We start from the raw sequence: 21670 nt of genomic DNA, 5'->3' as shown, positions 1-21670 counted from the left end.
AGTCGGACCACCGGCCCGCCGTCTCCCGATCAGGAGGAAACGTGTACAGAGGTTTGCGCAAACTCGGGATGGCAGCGGCGGTCGCCCTCAGTGTCTCCCTCGTCGCTCCGATGACCGGCGGGGCGAGCGCCGCACCACGACTCGTCGACGCCGGATCGCCCGGGCGCGTGACCGACATCGTCGTGCATTCCGACGCCATGAACCGTGATGTACCGCTGACCGTGATCAAGCCGGCCGACGAGTCCAAGCCGCGCGGGGTGCTCTACCTCCTCAACGGTGCCGGCGGCGGCGAGGATCGCGCCAACTGGCTGGAGAAGACCGACATCGTCGAGTTCACGCGCAACAAGAACCTCTACGTGGTCATCCCCAACGCCGGCCAGTACAGCTACTACACCGACTGGCAGAAGCCCGATCCGGTTCTCGGCGTGCACAAGTGGTCGACTTTCCTGGGCAAGGAACTCCCCGCGGTCGTCAATGCCACCTACAACACCTCAGGGCGCAACGCCATCGGCGGGATCTCCTCGTCGGCGACGTCGGTGCTGAATCTCGCCATCGAACATCCCGATCTCTACCAGGCCGTCGGCTCCTACAGCGGATGTCCGACGACGTCCGACCCGTTCGGTCAGGAGTACATCCGACTCGTCGTGGAGATTCGCGGGGACGGCGACGCCACCAACATGTGGGGTCCATACGGCGGCTCCGGCTGGCGCGCCCACGATCCCGTGGTCAACGCCGCCAAGCTGCGTGGCCAGAAGCTCTACATCTCCAACGCCGGCGGTCTGCCCGGGCAGTACGACAATCCTCGCTACGTGAAGGACCTGGACACCCTGGCCGACCAGATCGTCGTGGGCGGAGTCATCGAGGGCGCCACCCTGGGCTGCACCGTCCAGCTCCTGAATCGCCTCGGGCAGTTGAACATCCCGGCGACGGTGGACCTCCCGCCGGCGGGAACCCATTCATGGCTGTACTGGCAGGACCAGCTGCACCGTTCGTGGTCGTTCTACGAGCGCGCCCTCGCCTGACCGCGGCGCCACCGGAGCCGCATCGGCGAACCGTCCGTCGCGCAATTCGACTGTCCGGTCGGCGAGCTCGAGCACACGCGGATCATGGGTGATGAGAATCGTGGTCCGCAGTGACGCGACCCTGGCGAGTGGTTCGAGGATCCCGCTGACGGTCTCGTCGTCGAGGCCCGTGGTCGGTTCGTCGAGGACGAGTACCGGGCGGTTCCGAAGGACCGTGCGCGCCAGCGCGATTCGCTGCTGCTGACCACCGGACAGGTTCTCCCCACGTTCGACGACCTCGGCGTCGAGGCCGCCGTTCATCCGCGAGATGAATTCGGCGGCACCTGCGGCCCGCGCGGCAGCTGCGATGTCTGCTCTGGTCGCCGCGGTGCAGCCGAAACGGATGTTGTCCGCGATCGTGCCACGCATCAACGCCGGCCGTTGATGCAGCACCGACAGGTGCTCTCTCAGATCGCTCACGTCGAGGTGGCGAATGTCGGTGCCGTTCAGCCGGATCGACCCCGCGTCGGGGTCGTACAGACGCAGCAGCAGACGGGTCAGGGTGCTCTTGCCGGCCCCACTGGGACCCGTGACCGCCACTGTCTCGCCCGCGCGGATCTCCAGGTGGGCGTCCTCGAGAACTCGGGACCCGTGGTCCGGGTATGCGAACGACACCCCGGTCAACGACAGATTCACCGGAGCGGGCGTGACCGGACGACGCGCCGGAGTCGGGTCGATGGCCGCTGGTTCGGACGCAACCGATTCGGATGCATCCGATTCGGGCGCAATCGGTTCGGCGACACCAGCCGGTGCGTCGAGGACCTCGGCCACCCGTTCGGCGCTCGCGGTCGCGGACGTGACCTCGACGAGCAGACCGCCGAGTACCTGGATCTGCGGGTAGAGGTACCCGAGATATCCGGTCAGGGCGATGAGCGTGCCCAGTTGCGCATCACCGCCGGCGATGAGCCACGCCCCGAAGGCGATGACGCCGATCATGCAGAGCACTTCGACGACCGTGACCGCCTCGGCGAACGCGGCCCCGGCGCGCGACTCCGCCATCCGGGCCTCCCGCCATCGGCGGTTCTGCTCCAGGACCCGGGCTCGGTGGTGCGAGGTCTGGTTGTCGGCCTGCAACGCCACCATGTTGCCGATCCCCTCGGCGACCAGTGCAGCGATTCGGCCGGCAGCTTGCCGCTCGCGACGCGACGCACGTTTGACCACAGCGCCGAATCGGCGGGCCGTCACCCAGAGCAGCGGCGCGAGAACGGCGGCGACAAGGGCCAACTGCCAGTTGGTCGCGAAGGCGGCGCCACCGTAGACGAGGAGGCTCACGGTGGCTACGACGCCGGAGACCACACCCGACGACACGAGACTGTCGACCGCCTCGACGTCGGCGGTGGTGCGCGACACCAGGTCTCCGTCACCGAACCGGTCCCGCGTGTGCGGCGCGAGTCGCTGGATGTGCGCGTAGACCTCATCCCGGAGGCGCAGCAGCACCGTCTCCGTCACGCCGGCGGTGAGGATTCCGCCGGCATACGACGACACGGCGCCGACCGACGAGATGGTCACCCAGATCGTCATCGGGGTCCACAGCGCGCTCAGATCACCGGTCACGAGCACGTCGTCGACGATGTGCGGATCTCCTGACCTGAAAGTGGGCGTTTTTCAGTCAGTTTCGATGTGGGAGTTCCGGGCATGCGCCGCCCCTGGTGAGGTTGGCCATCGCGATCAAAGCACCGGGAGTGTGAAATCCGTATGACCGCTTCGTCAATGACCGCAGATGGCAGTTCGTCGCCTCGACTCGAGCGTTGCTCATCTGACACGTGACCGCGTTGTAGATTTGCACCTCACGTTTACGGATACTCGGCGCCAAGGTGCGAATCGGGGGTGTCAGATGGTCCGTGTAAGTCCAGTGCTCATCAGTGAGAGGACAATCTATGAGCATGGCGTTAGACGATAAGCAGCACGACGACGGTCAGCAGCTGCCTGAGTTGGCTGAGCCGCGTTCGACCGCGGAGGTGGCCGAGGCGCTGGAGGCCTCGGGCATGGTCGATGAGTTGTTGGCCCAGATCGATACCGGCCAGGTCCAGATCACCGGCGACGGCGGCCTGATCCCGGGTCTGATCAAACTCGCTCTCGAACGCGGCCTGAAGGCCGAGCTGACCGATCATCTCGGCTATGCCAAGGGCGATCCGGCCGGTCGGCAACTGCCCAACGCCCGCAACGGGTCGAGCCCGAAAACGGTGGACTCCGCGGCCGGGCCGGTCGAGTTGAACGTTCCTCGTGACCGTGAGGGCACTTCACCCCACGCCTGGTACCGAAGGGTTCCCGCCGGCTCGGCGGGCTCGATGACATGATCATCTCGCTGTATGCCGGCGGCATGACGTTGCGCGACATTCAGCATCATCTGGCCTCGACGATCGGCACCGATCTGTCGCATGAGACGATCTCGAAGATCTGCGACGAGGTCGTCGACGCGGTCGATGAATGGCAGAACCGGCCGCTGGAAGCCTTGTATCCCGTCATCTACCTCGACGCCCTGGTGGTGAAGGTCAAAGACGGCGGTCACGTCCGAAACAGACACGCCCACATCGCTATTGGCGTCGATATGGCCGGCGTCAAGCATGTGCTGGGCATCTGGATACAAGCCGAGGAAGGCGCGAAGTTCTGGGCCGGGGTGTGTGCGAATCTGGCCAACCGCGGCGTCAAGGACGTGCTCATCGTGTGCTGCGACGGGTTGACCGGGTTCCCCGAGGCGATCGAGGCGACCTGGCCATTGGCCACGGTGCAAACGTGTGTGGTGCATCTGATCCGCAACTCGATGCGGTTCGTGAACTACAAGGACCGCAAAGAGGTCGCGCGGGCGATCAAACCGATCTACACCGCCCCCGACGCCGAGACCGCCCGCCGCGAATGGGAAGCCTTCCGAGACTCGGAACTGGGGACCAAATACCCGAGTGCCGCAGCAGCTTTCGATCGAGCGTGGGACCGGTTCATTCCGTTCTTGGCGTTCCCGCCCGAGCTCCGCAAAGTCATCTACACCACCAACTCGATCGAGTCGCTGAACTACCAGCTCCGCAAGGTCATCAAGAACCGGGGACACTTCCCCAACGATCTCGCGGCGCGCAAACTGCTGTGGCTGGCGATCTGCGACATCGAGGACAAACGTGCCCGGCAACGCGAGAAGGAACGCGGCAAGCCCGCCGCCACGCGCAGAGCCCCCGGCAGGCTCGTCGAGGGCCAAGTCGTGACGAACTGGAAACAGGCCCTCGGGCAACTAGCCCTGGCCTACCCCGACCGCATCGAACCCCACCTCAACTAGACCCAACCAGCAACCACACGAAACCCAGGAGTCACGTTCTTACACAGACATCTTGACAAGCTCTGCGAATCTCGGGTATATCGCAGGCCTCTGCCTTCCTCAACCAGCGCCGCAACGGCGCCCAACATGAGGAGTACGCACCTGAAAGTATGTGCCTTATCTCTTCTTTCATCTGATACGCACGGGCCAGCACACTGTTGGCATCGGCGACCACGATGGACTGCAGCCGCTCTTGACTCTCGGTGAGGCTGTCAGGATTCTTCAACAACGCCCACCTCAATCGGCCGCGTTCCACCTTTGACAAGCCAGCTATCCGGCTCATCACCCGAGACCGGCATCGATCCAGCGCCTGATTGACCCACTGCAGCACATGAAATGGGTCCATACACCAGTACGCTCCCGGCGCCCGCTCGGCGAGGACCGCACCGATGTACTCGGCGCCATCAGCACTGATGTGGGTGATCTTGCGTGCTCGCACATCACCCAGTTCGTCGAAGAATCGCTCAATGGTCTCCTTCTTGGCGCCCTCACCAGCCCACACCAGTTGCCCTGTGTCATGGTTGACCACGACGACCAAGTACCGGCGGCCCTTGCGATAGGCGATCTCATCGATACCGATGCGCCGCAACCCGTTCAAGCGTTTGGTGAGTCCGACATGATCGTCGACCACACGCTCGACGATACGAGACACCGTCCGCCAGGAAACCCGCAGATAGGCACTCACCGCGGTCATCGGGGCGTGCGCACACAGCCACGCGGCGGTGTCGTCAAACGCCCTGGTCATCTTCACTTCCGGACGTGCCCACGGAACCAACTCAGTCTTCATACCATGGCGAGGACACTCCACGCGCTTGGCGGGCAACTCGAGGAAGCATCGCCAGCCACCCATGTCGAGATGTCGCCACCGTCGCGGTGCCGGCGGCTGATCGTATCCAGGGCAACGCTTCTTACACTGCGGGCACCGTGATCGTGCGTTCTTGTGCAGTTCCAATGTCACCACGATGACCTGCCCACGATCATCCTCATCGAACCTGACACCCACGACACGGGCACGCTCGATTCCCAGCAACTTCTGCAGTACTCTGACAGTGCGCAACGCCCACTCCCTTTGGTCTTGTTCTTCGCAAATCAAAACCTAAGTGAGACTGGGCGTTGCGTGCGTTAGGCTCGCGAGAAGGCACCCACTTTGACGTCAGAAGAGCCAATGTGCGCGAACAATGCAACGGTGACGACGGTGGTACCGACCTGCACCAGATGACAGATGACGGCGAGCGTGAGACGCCACCGCAGACCTTCGACCAGAGGCGCGAAACGGCGAATGGTCGCCGATACCGAGAGTGTGGCCGGTCGGGCGTCAACCGCCGGGACGCGTGGCTCCGCTTCGCCCGTACGCGACTCGTCGACCGGTCTCGAGTCGGTGGCTGTGAGCATGTCGATGGCTCCTCACCGGCGGGATGGACACCGCCGAGACCGAGACTACGACCGGAGACTGATCAAACCCGCTGCGAGACAGCCGGTTACAGGGGACTCACAGCAACACCGAACCGACCCCACAACAACGACCGCGGGGCGGGAATCCGTTCGGATTCCCGCCCCGCGGCGTGGTGGAAGAGGCGATCAGCCGAGGCTGAAGTGCTTTCCGTTGAGCACCACGACACCCTTGACGGCGTCGGTGCTGACCGTCACCTGGACGAAGGCGCGAGCGGCGGCGTAACCGGCGCAGCTCTCGACCTTGAACTGCTCCTGGCTGTATGCGACGCCGCCCTTTTGCCCCTCGAAGGTGTACGCGTTCAGCTCGTAGTCCTTGTAGGCGGTGTTGTCACCAGAGGTCTCATTGACCAGCCAGACGCGGCTGACTTCGCCGGGGCCCAGCGAGAGACTGCCCTCGGGCTCGACAGTGGTCGTGGTGTCAGCCGACTGCTCAACACCGACACTGGTACCGAGTTCGCCGCCCCCGAAATGAACCTGGCAGCCCACGTCGTAACCGACCTTGATCGAGCCACCCTCGGCCTTGCCACCAACAGTTACGCGGACCTTGCCCGACAGCCAGACCTCACGCGTAGTGGGGACGTTGCTGATCGGACGCTGGACGTTGACGTACTCGTCGAACAGCTGGACGGTGACGGGGGTGCCGTCGACCAAGGTCTTGGTGATGGTGCCGCCCGGCAGCGGGCCGGCGGTGGCGCCACCGGCGCCGAGGCTGGTGAGGCCCATCGCGACGGCACCGGCGAGACCGGCCGCCGCGACCACGCGACGCGTGATGTTCTTCTTCATGATTCCCCTTCGTGGAATGTCGATCTGCTCAGGGCAGACAGTCAGGAAAAGCTGGTTATCTGCGCCCGAATCAACCGATGCTGAAGGGCTTGCCGTACAGAGTGGACTGAATGAGAGTGCCTTCGCCGCTCAGCTTGCCGTCATCGGTGCTGTAGCCCTTGGCGCCGATGACCTTGACTGCCGAGCGAGCCGAGGCGAAACCACCGCAGTTGTTCAGGTTGAAGGAAATCTGCGACAGCTGAACCGACGCCACGCCGGAGTCGGACAGGTCCTTGTCGGTAACACTCACGATGGCAACCTGACCGGGCGCGAGACCGAGCGTCAGCCCACCGGAAAGCCCCACGGTCGTACTCGCACCCATCTCAAGCGCCCCGCCGACCGACAAATCCACGCCACCGACGTCTACCTGGCAGCCCACGATGTACTTCACGGCCAGGTTGCCGCCGACTCCGGGCGAAGCCTTCGCAGTGTAAGTACCCGACAGGACGAATCCGCGAGCCGCGGGATTGTTCGCGACTGTGGCGATCGGATACGCGTTCTCACCGGTCCGCCAGGTCTGAATCGACTCGCCGTCAATTCCGGCAGCCTTCTTGTATCCGTTCGGCAGCGGCGCACCTGCCGCTTCACCGACGCCCATGCCGGCCAGGCCCACGACCGCGGCCGAGGCGATCGCGACCGCGCCCGCGGCGCGGCGCAGCCCAAGCTTGCTGAACTTGCTCATTCGTTCCCTCTCACAGGATTCGGCTGTTACCCCGCGGAATGCACTCACACCCGCAAGTCATGACCCACGACGTTCGATGGGCTCCCACACAGTTACCACTAAGCCTGCTCTTACGCATGTCTTAGCCGTCGTTAAGAATCCATCGAATTCCTGGTCACTGCTGCGTCGTCACTCGCGACAGATCGCAGGACTCCCCCCGGTCCCCGACGCTGGGGACCGGCGTGTCGTCGAGCCGAACGTTATCGGAGCGGTCTCAAGTCGGGCAACAGGAGGACTCGAGCGTGTCACGAAGAGGCCACGCACCAGCGTGAATCTCGGATTCGCCAACGATAGAACGGCGAAAGTTAACGACAGGAAAACACGCTGATGTGACTACGTGCGTAAAGAGCGAAATCACTCGTGATGCGGCGGCCGCTGCGCCTCGTACCAATCCTTAGAGCGCCCTGTGTGATGTTCGTCACTCTCGTCTGAAGTCAGTTCAGGAAGGGTGTTTCCGAACACCGCATCGAGACGACGACGCCGCGCAGCTCGGTGCTGCGCGTCGTCATCATTGCTGCTCATCGGCAATTTCCGGGGTTCTGAAGACTCTGTTCCCGATTTCAGGGTCGCTCGGAGGTCTCGCGGAGCGACCGGCTCAGAACTCGCTGATCGACTCGATCACGTATTTGGCGAGGGGTGCGGCGGTCGCCATGCCGTCGCGCACCGCAGCCCGCGAGTTGGCCAGGTTCACCACGAGTGTCTGCCCGGAGATTCCAGCCAGCCCGCGCGAAAGTCCGCCGTCGGTGGCTCCCGCCGCCAGACCGGAGCTGCGGACGGCCTCTTCTATACCCCGCAGACGCCGATCCAGAAGGGGTTCGGTGGCCTCGGGCGTCACATCCCGGGCGCCGACGCCGACGCCGCCCACCGAGACCACGAGGTCCACTCCGCCGATCACCGCGGTGTTGAGCGCATTGCGGATCTCCACCTCGTCCCCGGAGACGACCACGGCGGCGTCGACGTGGAACCCCGCCTCGGCCAGCAGTTCGCTCACGAGCGGCCCGAGCAGGCGCTGGTCCTCACCGTGGGCCGCCTCGTCGTCGACGACGACGACCAGCGCACGGCCGATCTCTTCGCCCTGGGGGCGGTGAGCGGCCTGTTCGTGGCGCGCGACGAATTCCCGTGCCGCGGCGTCGGCCGCGACCACGTCGGCGGGCGGGGTCGACCGGACCCGGCCCGGCCCGCCCGCGAGGCGGACGTCCAATGAGTTCTCGTCGAGATCGGTCTCGGCGGAGACGGCGGTGGTACCCGGGTTGCGCGGAGCAGCGTCGGACATGACAGGCCCTTTCTTGATGGGTGGGACCGTCGAAACGGTCGTTCGTGCTGCGCTGCGCCGGCGCCCGCGGTGGGCGCCGGAACAGCCTCCTCGATGCAGTTGTGGTGGTCGGTCAGCCGGCCGCGAGCGTGCCGAGCTTCACCTGGGCGGTCTTGGTGGCACCGTTGTCCACGTAGGTCACGGTGACCGTGTCGCCCGGTGCGTGCGATCGGACCGCGGCGACGAGGGCGTCCCCGGAGGAGATGACGCGGTCGTCGACCTTCGTGATGACCGCGTCCTCGGGGATGCCCGCATTCGCAGCCGGACCGCCGGGCGTCACCGCGGTGACGACGGCCCCGGGTGCGTCGGACGCGCCGCTCGGCCGTACCGACACACCGATGTTGGCGTGGCTGGCCTTGCCGGTGGCCTCGAGTTCCCTGGCCACCCGGATGGCCTGATCGATCGGGATCGCGAACCCGAGTCCGATGCTGCCACCGGCCTGTTGTTCACCCCCACCGAGGGTGGCGATCGCGGTGTTGATCCCGATCAGCGCGCCCCGGGCGTTCACCAGGGCACCGCCGGAGTTGCCCGGGTTGATCGCCGCGTCCGTCTGGATGGCGTCGATGACCGAGGTGGTGTTGGTCCCGGGGTCACGCGAGGTCAGCACGGGACGGTTGAGCGCGCTGATGATGCCGGTGGTGACGGTGCCCGCGAGTCCCAGGGGCGAACCGATCGCGATCACGTCCTGCCCCACGGCGAGGTTGTTCGAGTTGCCGACGGTGATCGGTGTGACGTCGTCGCGGTCGACCTTGATGACCGCGATGTCGGAGATCGGGTCAGCGCCCAGGACACGGGCCTCGGCCCGCGAACCGTCGGCGAAGTTGACCGCGACCCTCGACGCCGGGCCGTTGCCGCCGGCACTGACGACGTGGTTGTTCGTCATGATGACGCCGTCCTCGCTGAGGACGACGCCCGAGCCGGAACCCATCGCCCCGCCGGACGCGACCTCGATGGAGACCACCGACGGGGTGACCCGGGCCGCGACTTCCTGCACGGAACCGGCCGGCGCGGCGACCGGCGTCGTGTTGTCGTTGCCGGGATCGCCGCCCAGCGGACCGTTGCTGGAGCTGGAACCACCGTCGGACTCGGCGAGGTTGTATCCGGCCACGCCACCCACACCGCCCGCGACCAATGCCAGGACGAGTCCAGCCACCCCCAGCGCCACGAGGCGACCGCCACTCTTCTTCTTGGCGGGTACGGCCGAGGGACCGTCCGGGCCCTGGTTCCCGAAGCCGGGCTGGGAGCCGAACGGCGGCTGGCCCGACTGTCCGTACGCGGGACCCGGACCGTAGTTGCCCTGTGGCGGGAACGGACTCGTCCCGGGCCTGCCGTACGACGATGTCGGCGCGTTGGTACCCGGGTAGCCCTGGCCGCCCGGTGCGGGGAAGGAGCCCGACGGCGGACCGAACGGACCGCCCTGTCCCGACGCCTCGTTGCCCGACGCCGCGCGGTGACCCCCGCCCGGTTGGCCCCCACCGTGCTGACCACCGCCGTGTTGACCACCGCCGTGCTGACCGCCCCCGTAGGAGCTGTCACCGTGCGAACCGCCAGTCGTCATCTTCGTCTCTTCCTCGTCGGCCCGGCCATGCGCCGGTGCTTGTTGTCAGTGGCCGGGCCGGGACCGCAACACCTCGGCATCGTCGTACCCGAACTGCGCCTTCGGTCAACCCTAGGTGATCCGAGACCAGGTCACACCGGGCGAGTTCAAGGCTGTTCGCAGTCGTCGACAACCGAGTCGTCGGCCCGGCGCCACCCGCTTCTCCTCTACTGACGAATCACCTGCGGGGATGGTTCCGCCGCAGTTGCCCGGCCCGGCAGGGTCATCCGGATCAGCGCTCCCCCGAGCGGCGACGTGTCGGCGACCACGGTGCCGCCGTGTCGTTCGACCACCTGACGCACGATCGCCAGTCCCAGACCCGATCCCGGCATCGACCGCGACTGCGTCGACCGATAGAACCGCTCGAAGACGAGACCTCGGTCCTCCTCGGGGATTCCGGGACCGGCATCGGCAACGGTGAGCTCCGCGGTCGACATCCCGACCTGGGTCAGGCCGACGCGCACCGTACGGCCCGGGGGACTCCACTTCGCCGCGTTGTCGAGCACGTTCAGCACCGCCCGCGACAGTCCATGTGCCTCGCCGAACACGAACCATGGGGCGACGTCCACCTCGAACTCGACGTCGTTGCGGCGGCGTCGAACTCGTTCGAGGGCCTGCTCCACGATTTCGGCGAGATCGACCTCCTCGTAGACCACCTCCGGCGCGTCCTCGCGGGCGAGGTCGACGAGATCGCCCACGAGCGTGGACAATTCCTCGATCTGCGCCATCACGTCGGCACGGAGATCGACCATGTCCTCCTCCGGTACCGCCCGCGCCCCGGGACGACTCGCGGCGATCAGCAACTCCAGATTGGTCCGCAACGAGGTCAACGGGGTCCGCAGCTCGTGTCCGGCGTCGGCGACCAGACGTGCCTGCCGATCCCGGGACTCGTCGAGGGCGCGCAGCATGGCGTTGAAACTGACCGTGAGCTTGGCGAGTTCGTCGTTGCCGGTCACCGGGATGGGCGTCAGGTCGTTGGTCCGCGCGACCCGCTCCACGGCGCGGTTGAGACGCGAGACCGGCCGCAACCCGGCGCGCGCCACCGTCGTCCCGGCCAGGGCGGCGAGGGCGACCCCGCCGCAACCGACGACGAAGAGCACCCAGGCCAGACGCTTGAGCACCCGGTCGGTCTGGATGAGGCTCTGTGCGAGCACGAGGGTGTTGCCGTCGTCGAGTTTGCGGGTCAGGACACGCTGATTGCGCGTGGTGCGCAGGCTCTGCTGCGTGGAACCGGGTACGGACGGCGACCGGACGATGCCGCGTTCGACGTCGTCGAACGGCACCTGACCGATGAGATACGTCTCGCCGCTGGGGGTCACCAGCGCGATGGAGATGTTGGTGGAGAACACCGTTCCGGCCACCAGTTGCTCGGGTTGCGTACGCAGGACCCCCGCGCGGGCGAGCGCGGCCATCCCGTCGGCGCGACTCTCGAGCTGCTGGTCGACATCGTTGTACATCGCGCGATACACGACGAAATACGCGGCCGCGGCCATCAGACTCACCGAGACCAGCACGACGGTCGCCGACAGGATCGTCACGCGGGTACGCAGCGACACCGCGCGCATCAGCGGCATCGGCGCCCGCATCTCCTTCTCGTCCGACCCGACACCGGTGGTGTTCCCCGTGATCGCCCGGGTGAGGCGGTCGCGGAGGAGATCCCGGGTCTTCGGGTGTCGCGACGTCGAGTTCGACGACTTGCCGATCACTAGGGCGGCGTCTCCCGCAGGACGTACCCGACCCCGCGCACGGTGTGGATCAGTCGGGGTTCGCCGTCGGCCTCGGTCTTGCGCCGGAGATAGCCGACGTACACCTCGAGCGCATTACCCGACGTCGGGAAGTCGTAGCCCCAGACCTCTTCGAGGATGCGGCTGCGCGACAACACCCGGCGCGGATTGGCCATGAGCATCTCGAGCAGGGCGAACTCGGTGCGCGTCAGACTGATCGAGCGCTCGCCGCGGGTGACATCGCGGGTGACGGGATCGAGCGACAGATCCGCGAACGTCAGGGTCTCCGAATCCGCGTCCTCGTCCGGCGAGGCACGGCGCAACAGCGCCCGCAACCGGGCGAGGAGTTCCTCGAGGGCGAACGGCTTGGGCAGGTAGTCGTCGGCTCCGGCGTCGAGCCCGGACACCCGCTCGGACACCGAGTCGCGTGCGGTCAGCACCAGGATGGGGAGGTCGTCACCGGCGGAGCGGAGTCGGCGGCACACCTCGAGGCCGTCGAGCCTGGGCATCATCACGTCGAGGATCGCCACGTCCGGCCGGTCGGCCAGGATCTTCTCGAGTGCCTCGATGCCGTCGCCCGCGGTCTCGACGCTGTAACCGTTGAAGGTGAGCGACCGTCGCAACGACTCCCGGACGGCCCGATCGTCATCGACCACGAGGATGCGCATGGCTACAGTCTTATCCACCCCGGCTGAGATCCGGCTGAGCAACGCCGAAACCCACCCGTTCAAGTGACGGAGTCGGCGTTCACCTGCGGTTCCGGCGGCCTTTCACATCGGGGACCGAGTTCTGTGAGGTCAAGTTGATGGATGCGTAACGCCGGGCTTCGGGTCGCGAAACATCGACCTCCGACGCTGGAACCCGTGACCCTGTCTGCCCCGACTCGATCTGTCGTGTCCCGATCGGTGATGTCGCTGTGCGCCTATTGCGGTGTCGGTTGCGGCATGGAGATGAAGCTCGACGACGATTCCGACCGCGTCACCAAGACGATCGGCCGGCCCGATCATCCGACGAACTTCGGGCGACTGTGCACCAAGGGGTCCACCACCGCGGACATGCTCGCCGCCGGCGGGCGCCTGTCCACCGCGCTGGTCCGAGACGACCGGGGCGGCCAGCTCCGGCCCGACGCACTCGACGCCGTCGTCACCGACACCGCGCGACACCTGCGCGACATCGTCGACGAGCACGGGCCCGACGCGGTGGCCCTGTATGTGTCGGGCCAGATGTCGCTGGAGGCGCAGTACCTGGCGAACAAACTGGCCAAGGGATTCCTGCGCACCAACCAGATCGAGTCGAACTCGCGACTGTGCATGGCGAGCGCCGGGACCGGATACAAACTGTCGCTCGGCTCCGACGGGCCGCCCGGGTCGTATCAGGACTTCGACCACGCCGACGTCTTCCTGGTCATCGGCGCCAACATGGCCGACTGTCACCCGATCCTGTTCCTGCGCATGATGGACCGGGTCAAGGCCGGGGCGAAGCTGATCGTCGTCGATCCTCGACGCACGGCGACGGCCGACAAGGCGGACCTGTTCCTGCAGATCCGATCCGGGACCGACCTCGCCTTCCTCAACGGCCTGCTGCACCTGCTCATCGAGAACGGCCACACCGACACCGAGTTCATCGAGTCGTTCACCGACGGCTTCGACCAGATCCCCGACTTCGCCGCCCAGTACCCGCCGGATGTCGTCGAATCGATCACCGGGATCGCGGCGTCGGACCTGCGGGCCGCGGCCGAACTCATCGGCAACGCAGCCAACTGGATGAGTTGCTGGACGATGGGCCTCAACCAGTCCACCCACGGGACCTGGAACACCAACGCGCTCGTCAACCTCCACCTCGCCACCGGCGCGATCTGCCGGCTCGGCAGCGGACCGTTCTCACTGACCGGACAGCCGAACGCCATGGGCGGACGCGAGATGGGTTACATGGGCCCGGGACTGCCCGGCCAGCGCGCTGTCGTGTCCGCGGCGGACCGTGAGTACGTGGAGGGCGTCTGGGGTGTTCCGGCCGGGACCCTGCGCACCGACGTGGGCGGCGGCACCATCGACATGTTCCGTCGGATGGCCGATGGCGAGATCAAGGCATGCTGGATCATCTGCACCAATCCCGTTGCCTCGGTGGCGAATCGCAAGACCGTCATCGAGGGACTCGAACGCGCCGAGCTCGTGATCACCCAGGACACCTTCGTCGACACCGAGACCAACCAGTACGCCGACGTGGTGCTGCCCGCGACGCTGTGGTCGGAGTCGACCGGTGTGATGGTCAACTCCGAACGCAACCTCACCCTGTTCGAACCCGCGCTCGATGCCCCCGGACAGGCGATCCCGGACTGGCAGCTCATCGCGCGCATCGCCGCCGAGATGGGGTACGCCGACGCCTTCGACTATGCGAGCGCCGAGGAGGTGTTCGAGGAGATCAAACGGTTCGCGAACCCGAACACCGGCTACGACTTGCGCGGGGTGACCTACGACCGGCTCCGCCGCACGCCGATGCAATGGCCGTGCCCGCCGGCCGAAGACGGCGAGCCCGATCCGGTGGACACCGGTGCCCGCAACCCGATCCGGTATCTCAACGACGGTCGCAGTCAGACGCTCCACCGCCTCGACGACGGGTCGACGCCGCGCCTCGCGTTCGCCACCCCCAGCCGCCGCGCCCAGTTCTTCGCCCGTCCCCACCTCGACCCGGCCGAGATGCCCGACGACGACTACCCCTTCCTGCTGAACACGGGCCGATTGCCCCATCAGTGGCACACCATGACCAAGACCGGCCGGGTGGCCAAGCTCAACAAACTCAACCCGGAGCCCTTCGTCGAGATACATCCCGACGATGCCGACCGGTTGGGCATCACCGCCGCGGACAAGGTCGAGGTGGCGTCCCGTCGCGGCCGGGCGGTGTTGCCGGCGCGGATCTCCGACCGCGTGCGACCCGGCAACTGCTTCGTACCGTTTCACTGGAACGACGTCTTCGGCGAACACCTGGCGATCAATGCCGTCACCTCCGACGCGGTGGATCCGTTGTCGCAGCAGCCGGAGCTGAAAGTGTGTGCGGTGACCCTGATCCGGGTGCCCGGTTCGCGCGGTGACGTCGACGATGCGCCGGTCGTCGCCGCGGGTTCACCTAAACTTGCTGAGGCACTGGGGGTCTCGGGTGTCAAGGCGCCTGCGATGACCCCCGCCGAGCGCCTCTACCTGGCCGGTCTAGTGGCCGGCGTGGGCGACTCACCCGCGGGCAGTCCAGTGCTCCCGGCCGATGCGCCGCTGGGTGCCGAGCTCCGCGTCTGGGTGTCAGGTGTTCTCGCCGGCCTGTACTCCCGCGCGGCCGCCGCACCCGATCCCGCTGTCCCCCGGTCGGACTCATCGTCGTCGGAACCGGACACCGACACGGTGACGGTGCTCTGGGCCTCGCAGATGGGCAACGCCGAGGAGCTCGCCGCAGAAGCAGCCGAGCGCGTCAAGGCCAGTGGCCTCCGGGTCGACGCCCGGTCGATGGACGATGTCGAGGTCGGCGAACTGAAGGGCACGGCCCTGTTCGTCACCTCGACCACCGGGGACGGCGATCCGCCGGACAACGGTACGTCGTTCTGGGACGCGCTGAACTCCGAGGACGCACCCGACCTGTCCGGCGTCGACTACGCGGTGCTGGCGCTCGGCGACTCCAACTACGACGACTTCTGCGGCCACGGACGCAAACTCGACACCCGCATCGGTGAACTGGGTGGTCGCCGCCTGCTTGATCGCGTCGACTGCGAACCCGACTTCGAGGAGACGGCGGGCGGCTGGCTGACCGAGGTCATCCGGGCGATCAGCATGTCGAACCGGGCACCCACCTCGGGGGTGACCGGCGACCGGGTGACCGTGGTCAGTGAACCGGCCGACTCCGCGGCGGCACCCTCGGTACGTTCCGCGCCGGCCTATTCGCGGAAGAAGCCGCTGCTCACCTCGCTCGTGCGGAACGTCAAGCTACAACTCCGAGGGGTCCGGTAAGGACGTGCGCAACTTCGGGTTCCACCTGCCCGCCGGCACGATGTCGTACCAGGCCGGGGACGCGCTGGGGGTCTGGCCGCGCAACGACCCGACGCTCGTCGAGGAGTTCCTCGACCGCACCGGCCTCGACGCCGACGCGTCGGTGACCGTGGGCGGCGATGAGGTCGCGTTGCACATCGCCCTGCGCGACCGCATCGAATTCGCTCGTGTGACATCGGATCTCATTCGTTTCGTCGCCGACCGTACCGGTTCCGCCGATCTCAGGACGCTCATCGCACCGGGGAACAAACAGCAGTTCAACGACTGGGCATGGGGGCGACAGTCGGTCGACGTGCTGGCCGATCATCCCGTCACCGCCGACGCCTCGGAGTGGATGCAGGTCCTCAAACCGATGGTCCCCCGGTCGTATTCGATCTCATCGAGTCCCCTGGAGAGTCCTGACGAGATCCAACTGACGGTGTCGGCCGTGCGCTACAACCTGTTCGGCACGCCGCGCGGTGGTGTCTGCTCGACCTTCCTGGCCGACCGCGCCGACGACGAGATCGGCGTGTTCGTCACCTCCACGAGCCACTTCCGGCCGCCGGCCGATCCCGACACCCCGATGATCATGATCGGCCCCGGCACCGGCATCGCCCCGTTCCGCGGTTTCCTTCGCGAACGCGAGGCCCTGGGGCACACCGGGAAGAACTGGCTGTTCTTCGGCGAGCAGTACTCGGCGACCGATTTCTACTATCGCGACGAGTTGACGACCATGCTCGGCGACGGACTGCTCACCCGCCTCGACGTCGCGTTCTCGCGCGATCAGGATCGCAAGATCTACGTCCAGGACCGGATGCGCGAACACGGCGAGGAGCTCTACCAGTGGCTGCACGACGGCGCTCACGTCTACGTCTGCGGCGATGCGACACGGATGGCCAAGGACGTCGACGCGACACTGAAAGGCATTGTCGCGCAGCATGGTCGCCGATCCCCCGCGAGCGCGGAGTCGTACGTCAAGGCACTCGCCGCCGACAAACGCTATGTGCGGGACGTGTACTGAAGGGCGAGCCCCTTACGGCGCCTGGCCGCAGATCTGAGCTGCGGCGCTACCCTATGGCACCCTGAGGTTCGACGCTTCCCTATGCTCCCTGAGGTGCGACGCTTCCTTATGCTCCCTGAGGTGCGACGCTTCCCTATGCTCCCTGAGGTGCGACGCTTCCCTATGCTCCCTGAGGTGCGACGCTTCCCTATGCTCCCTGAGGTGCGACGCTTCCCTATGCTCCCTGAGGTGCGACGCTTCCCTATGCTCCCTGAGGTGCGAGGAGCGCAAGCGACGAGCCACGAAGGGCAACGCAAGTCGGAGTACCCAGGCGACGCGAGCTGCCGCGAACTCTCCACAGGCAGGGGTACATACGTTCCACGGGCTGCCAGAATCCTCGACGATACTGCGATGGCATGGGTGTATATCCTCGAGTGCGCGGACGGGAAGTACTACGTCGGAAGCACGCGCGACCTCGACAATCGGTTACGCCAACACAGCTCGGCGCAGGTTGGTTTCACTGCTCACCGCCAGCCGGTGAGGCTGGCGTGGTCGGTTGAACTGTCACTGGACGACGCCTACGCGATCGAGCGACGAATTCACGGCTGGTCTCGTGCGAAGAAGAAGGCACTGATCGACGGCGATATCGATCTACTTCGCGCCCGGGCAGGGCGCAGGGGCGGTCGCCCACGCTGACATTGACACGAGGCTTGTGAACAGTTGTGCAGGAGAGAGCTTCCAGTGCCGTCACCAGCCCCCCGTGGCTCGTAGCTATCGCTCCTCACAGATCAGGGTCTCCGGCCTGACGGCCGTCGTGGGCCACGAAAGACCACTCCTGGGCGACTGAACTCATGTTCCCTGAGGTGCGAGCGAAGCGAGCCACGAAGGGCACCGCAACGCGTCTCACCAGGCCCTTCGTGGCTCGTCGCTATCGCTCCTCACACCTCAGGGAGCATTCGTTTGTCACCAACGCCCGCAGGAGCACCCAACCAGACGACGATGTCCCCGTCCCGATCCTCGACGCGGTAGACGCCGATGGAGTCGATACCGTCCGAGGTGCATCGGCCATCGGCCAGTTCGAAGGCGTACTGGTGCAACGGACAGACGACCTTGCCCAGATCGAACTGACCGTCGGCGAGCGGTCCCCCGCGGTGCGGGCAGACGGCGTCGGTGGCGCGCAGGGTCCCGTCGGTCAGGCGGAACACCGCGATCTGCCTGTCTTGCAACGCATATGCTCGGCTCTCGCCGATCTGCAGGTCGTCCATTTGTCCCACGACGACGCCGGCGTCCGCCGACACGCTGGTCATCGGACCGGCACCCGGGGCAGCGGCAGCAGCGGAAGCGCCGAGGTGAACTGCGCGGGCGATTTGGGTTCGGCGCGGTCCAGCCAGGGATCGACGTAGGCCTCGACCGCGGCGTCGATCCCCTCCTGCAACCCGGCGACCAGTCCGTCACGGTCGTCGACGATGATCGCGCGGAGTTCCTCGATGCCGATGCGCGGTACGAATGCGTACGTCCGCTCGAGCCACTTGCCCTGCTCCCGGTAGTACTGGATGAAGATGCCGCACAACCGGATCACCTCGTCGGCCGAATCCACGGTGGCCAGTAGGTCGCCCTTGCGGATGTGCGCGCCGGCGGCGCCACCGACGTAGATCTCCCACTTGCCGTCACCGATCGCGACCACGCCGAAGTCCTTGCACAGCGCCTCGGCGCAGTTGCGCGGACACCCGGTCACCGCGAGCTTGAGCTTCGCCGGCGACTCCAGACCCTGGTAGCGCGTCTCGATGTCGATGCCGAGCTGCGTCGAGTCGCCGAGACCGAATCGGCAATAGTCGGTGCCGACACAGGTTTTGACCGTCCGGAAGCTCTTGCCGTACGCGTACCCCGACGGCATGCCGAGATCTTCCCAGACCTTCGGCAGGTCTTCCTTCTTCACGCCGAGCAGATCGAGTCGCTGCCCACCGGTCGCCTTGATCATCGGGATCGAGTACTTCTCCGCGACGTCGGCGATCTTGCGCAACTGCTCGGGTGACGTCACCCCGCCCTTCATCTGGGGCACCACCGAGAAGGTGCCGTCACGCTGGATGTTCGCGTGCACCCGGTCGTTGACGAACAATGCACCGGGTTCGCGTTTCCACTCCGAGCCCCAGATGATCCGCAACAGCGAGGCGAGCGGCATCTTCGCCGTCGCGTCCTCGCCGCCGGGTGCGAGTTTGTCGAACACCTCGCTGACCGACCGCAGGTCCTGCCGTCGGATGGCATCTATCAGTTCGGGTTTCGTCAGCGGGATGGCCGGGACGTACCAATCGGCGGACGCGTCGGCGGTGAGCTCGTCCCCCGCTGCGAGTTCGACGATGTCGGCGACAAGCCCCTTGCAGGAACCACATCCCTTGCCGGCGCGGGTCTTCGCGCACACCTCGCCGACGCTCGTGCATCCCGATGCCACGCAGGCCACGATGTCGCCCTTGGTGACCCCGTTGCAGTTGCACACCTGCACGTCGTCGGCGAGCTCGGCCGCCCCGGTCTCGGCGCTGGGGGTGCCCAGGTCGAACAGCATCGAGATTCGTTCGTCGGGAAGCGGTACCTTGTCGTCGAAGGCCTGCGTGAGGAAGTTGACCTTCGAGATGTCGCCCAGCAGCATCGCTCCGATTAGCTTGTTGTCACGGACCACGACGCTCTTGTAGACGCCGTTGCGTGGTTCGTAGAACTGGACGAATTCGTCGTCCTCGCGTTCCGGTCCCTTGACCCCCATGGCCGCGACGTCGACACCGGCGACCTTCAACTTGGTGGTCAGTCGCGAACCATGGTATTCGGCAGCCGGATTCGCGCCGGTGAGGACGTCGGCGAGCACGACTGCCTGCTCCCACAGCGGTGCGACGAGACCGTACACCTCACTGCGGTGCTGCGCGCACTCCCCGACCGCGTAGATGAAGGCCTCGTCCTCGCAACGCATCTGGTCGTCGACGACGATGCCGCGCTCGACGACCAGACCTGCGCCGCGGGCGATCTCGACGTTGGGACGAATGCCGGCCGTCACCACGATCATGTCGGCGGGCAGCGAATCGCCGTCGGTGAAACCGACTCCCGCGACGGTCCCGTCGTCGTTGCGCAACACCGCCGTCGTCCGCTTGCCGGTGTGGACACCGACCCCCAGCGCCTCGATCTGGTTGCGCAGCACCTTGCCGCCGCGCTCGTCGAGTTGCTGGTTCATCAGGTGCCCGGGCGAGTGCACGACGTCGACGGCCACACCCTGGGTTTGCAGTCCGTAGGCGGCTTCGAGTCCGAGCAACCCGCCGCCGATCATCACCGCGCGCACGTTGTCGCGAGACTCGGCCATCTGCAGCATGCCGTTCGTGTCCTCGATGGTGCGGAAGCCGAACACGCCGCGTGCGAGCCGGCCGTCGGACTCGCGGAGTCCGTCCATGTTGGGGAAGAACGTGTGGGACCCGGTCGCGATGATCAGCACGTCGAATTCGATGACCCGTCCGCTCGCGCAGGTCACCGTCTTGGCGAACCGATCGATCGACTCGGCGCGATCACCGGAGTGGAGCGTGACGTCGTTCTCCCGGTACCACGCCATCGGGTTGAGCATGAGGTCGTCGTCGTCGACCGCGGTCTCCCCGGCCAGCACGTGGCTGAGCATGATCCGGTTGTAGTTCCCGTACGGCTCGTCGCCGATCATGGTGATGGCGAACTGTTCCCGGCCGCCGCGGGAGATGATCTCCTCCACGGTGCGCGCGCCGGCCATGCCGTTGCCGACCACGACCAACCGACGCGTGGGAACCGGCGGCGTCACGTGCTCGTCCCCCATCAGAAGATGACCATCCCGAAGTCGACGACGACCTCACCGCTCGCGCCCTCCGGCGCGGCGAGGAGGAGCTCCAGCGTGGTGTCGGGTTCCACGTCTTCGACGACCCGCAACGGCACGTTGACCGACGACCTCGCGCCCATCGGGAACATCCGCATCGGCGTGCCGTCGCGAACCAGGGTCACACAGATGAGTTCGTCGCAGCTGTTGCCGCCGCGAAAGTACAACGGCTGAGCCGTCATCCCGGGCGGGACGACGAAGGTCAGCGACGCATCGATCGGTCCCGGCTTCGACAGGCCCGACCCGGAGAACGCGTAGACACCCTGCAGGAATTGTGGAGTGCTCGACATGCCGCCACTATCCGCGAGGCGCATGAAATGCGACTTGCCTCGGTGTTACGGCGACGTTGTCTGGTTCTCACCGGCCCGGCCCGCCCGCGAGAGCGCCAGCGGGCGCGCGCGACGCCGCTACCGCGACCCCAGCGCACGCTCCCGGGCGAGGAAGAAGAACGGGATCGCGGTGGCGATGCCGACGCCGAAGGTCAGCACGACCGACGCCAGCCACCACGGCAGGATGCGCAGGCGGCGGGCCTCCGCGAGCGCCCACACGTGGAAGCCGATGACGACGAACGTCAGGTCGACCATCGCGAACCGTCCGGGCGTCGTCTTCAGGATGTCCCCCACGAAGAAGTCCTTGACCGACCCCGGCCCGTTCTGTCGTACGTAGGGGATCGCGATGGCGTTCTGCGTGACCAGCGCGGACAGGAAGACGAGGAACAATGATCGCTCTCGCCACTTCTGGTCGGAATCGGTCGTCATCAGGCCCTCCTCGACGCGTCGGAACCTCGATGGTGGCACGGCAGAGCGGC

At 66.4% G+C, this 21670-nt stretch carries 14 protein-coding genes and 3 pseudogenes; 4 read left to right on the top strand and 13 right to left on the bottom strand.

All coding sequences use genetic code 11. The features are described 5' to 3' along the window. Window positions 1-68: 68 nt before the first annotated feature. Entirely contained in the window at window positions 69-1022 is a 954-nt protein-coding gene (locus tag MVF96_RS07010) for an alpha/beta hydrolase (RefSeq protein WP_418930437.1), read from the top strand. Here the strand turns inward: MVF96_RS07010 and MVF96_RS07005 are convergent. Beyond that, window positions 957-2582: an ABC transporter ATP-binding protein gene (locus tag MVF96_RS07005; RefSeq protein ID WP_418930436.1), complete on the bottom strand. Its 1626-nt coding sequence runs from the start codon at window positions 2580-2582 to the stop codon at window positions 957-959. The genes MVF96_RS07010 and MVF96_RS07005 overlap by 66 nt on opposite strands. A gap of 88 nt (window positions 2583-2670) precedes the next feature. Next, window positions 2671-2895: a transposase gene (locus MVF96_RS07000; RefSeq protein ID WP_472924653.1), complete on the bottom strand. Its 225-nt coding sequence runs from the start codon at window positions 2893-2895 to the stop codon at window positions 2671-2673. 43 nt (window positions 2896-2938) lie between these two features. Here MVF96_RS07000 and MVF96_RS06995 point away from each other — a divergent pair. Continuing rightward, window positions 2939-4323, top strand: a pseudogene (locus tag MVF96_RS06995) (IS256 family transposase). Between the two features lie 46 nt (window positions 4324-4369). Here MVF96_RS06995 and MVF96_RS06990 read toward each other — a convergent pair. The 7 genes and pseudogenes from MVF96_RS06990 to MVF96_RS06960 all read right to left on the bottom strand — a co-directional run. Then, window positions 4370-5419, bottom strand: a pseudogene (locus tag MVF96_RS06990) (ISL3 family transposase); the annotation flags it as partial. A 521-nt stretch (window positions 5420-5940) separates the two neighbouring features. Continuing rightward, complete coding sequence (locus MVF96_RS06985; RefSeq protein ID WP_247451743.1) at window positions 5941-6597, bottom strand: MspA family porin; 657 nt, start codon at window positions 6595-6597, stop codon at window positions 5941-5943. A gap of 70 nt (window positions 6598-6667) precedes the next feature. Further along, window positions 6668-7318 (bottom strand): MspA family porin, encoded by a 651-nt coding sequence (locus tag MVF96_RS06980; protein ID WP_247451742.1) that lies wholly within the window; start codon window positions 7316-7318, stop codon window positions 6668-6670. 634 nt (window positions 7319-7952) lie between these two features. Further along, window positions 7953-8630, bottom strand: coding sequence for a MogA/MoaB family molybdenum cofactor biosynthesis protein (locus tag MVF96_RS06975; RefSeq protein WP_247451741.1), 678 nt, complete (start codon window positions 8628-8630; stop codon window positions 7953-7955). A 112-nt stretch (window positions 8631-8742) separates the two neighbouring features. Next, window positions 8743-10227 (bottom strand): S1C family serine protease, encoded by a 1485-nt coding sequence (locus tag MVF96_RS06970; RefSeq protein ID WP_247451740.1) that lies wholly within the window; start codon window positions 10225-10227, stop codon window positions 8743-8745. Window positions 10228-10433: 206 nt separating this feature from the next. Beyond that, window positions 10434-11972 carry a sensor histidine kinase gene (locus tag MVF96_RS06965; RefSeq protein WP_247451739.1) on the bottom strand — a complete coding sequence of 513 codons (1539 nt, stop codon included), beginning with the start codon at window positions 11970-11972 and terminating at the stop codon, window positions 10434-10436. Then, window positions 11972-12658, bottom strand: coding sequence for a response regulator transcription factor (locus tag MVF96_RS06960; RefSeq protein ID WP_058251501.1), 687 nt, complete (start codon window positions 12656-12658; stop codon window positions 11972-11974). Before MVF96_RS06960 ends, MVF96_RS06965 begins: the two co-directional genes overlap by 1 nt. Window positions 12659-12898: 240 nt before the next feature. On the opposite strand from MVF96_RS06960, the pseudogene MVF96_RS06955 reads away from it, so the two are divergent. Beyond that, window positions 12899-17015: pseudogene (locus tag MVF96_RS06955) on the top strand (molybdopterin-dependent oxidoreductase). A gap of 390 nt (window positions 17016-17405) precedes the next feature. Next, window positions 17406-17690, top strand: coding sequence for a GIY-YIG nuclease family protein (locus tag MVF96_RS06950; RefSeq protein ID WP_065630217.1), 285 nt, complete (start codon window positions 17406-17408; stop codon window positions 17688-17690). Window positions 17691-17932: 242 nt separating this feature from the next. On the opposite strand, the gene MVF96_RS06945 is transcribed toward MVF96_RS06950, so the two are convergent. The 4 genes from MVF96_RS06945 to MVF96_RS06930 form a co-directional block, all read right to left on the bottom strand. Continuing rightward, window positions 17933-18301 (bottom strand): Rieske (2Fe-2S) protein, encoded by a 369-nt coding sequence (locus MVF96_RS06945; protein ID WP_068970435.1) that lies wholly within the window; start codon window positions 18299-18301, stop codon window positions 17933-17935. Continuing rightward, window positions 18298-20805, bottom strand: coding sequence for a nitrite reductase large subunit NirB (nirB, locus tag MVF96_RS06940; RefSeq protein WP_247451738.1), 2508 nt, complete (start codon window positions 20803-20805; stop codon window positions 18298-18300). Before nirB ends, MVF96_RS06945 begins: the two co-directional genes overlap by 4 nt. Beyond that, on the bottom strand, window positions 20805-21152 hold the full coding sequence (locus MVF96_RS06935; RefSeq protein ID WP_065630247.1) for a molybdopterin oxidoreductase: 348 nt from the start codon (window positions 21150-21152) through the stop codon (window positions 20805-20807). The genes nirB and MVF96_RS06935 overlap by 1 nt, the downstream gene beginning before the upstream one ends. Before the next feature lie 117 nt (window positions 21153-21269). After that, the gene (locus MVF96_RS06930) at window positions 21270-21620 is read right to left on the bottom strand and encodes a DUF2834 domain-containing protein (protein ID WP_065630220.1); all 351 of its coding nucleotides are present in this window, start codon (window positions 21618-21620) and stop codon (window positions 21270-21272) included. Window positions 21621-21670: the final 50 nt, after the last annotated feature.

This window comes from Gordonia hongkongensis, from assembly GCF_023078355.1.
GTDB lineage: Bacteria > Actinomycetota > Actinomycetes > Mycobacteriales > Mycobacteriaceae > Gordonia > Gordonia hongkongensis.
Note: the sequence above shows the minus strand (reverse complement) of the source record. Positions and strands in the feature narration are given on the sequence as shown.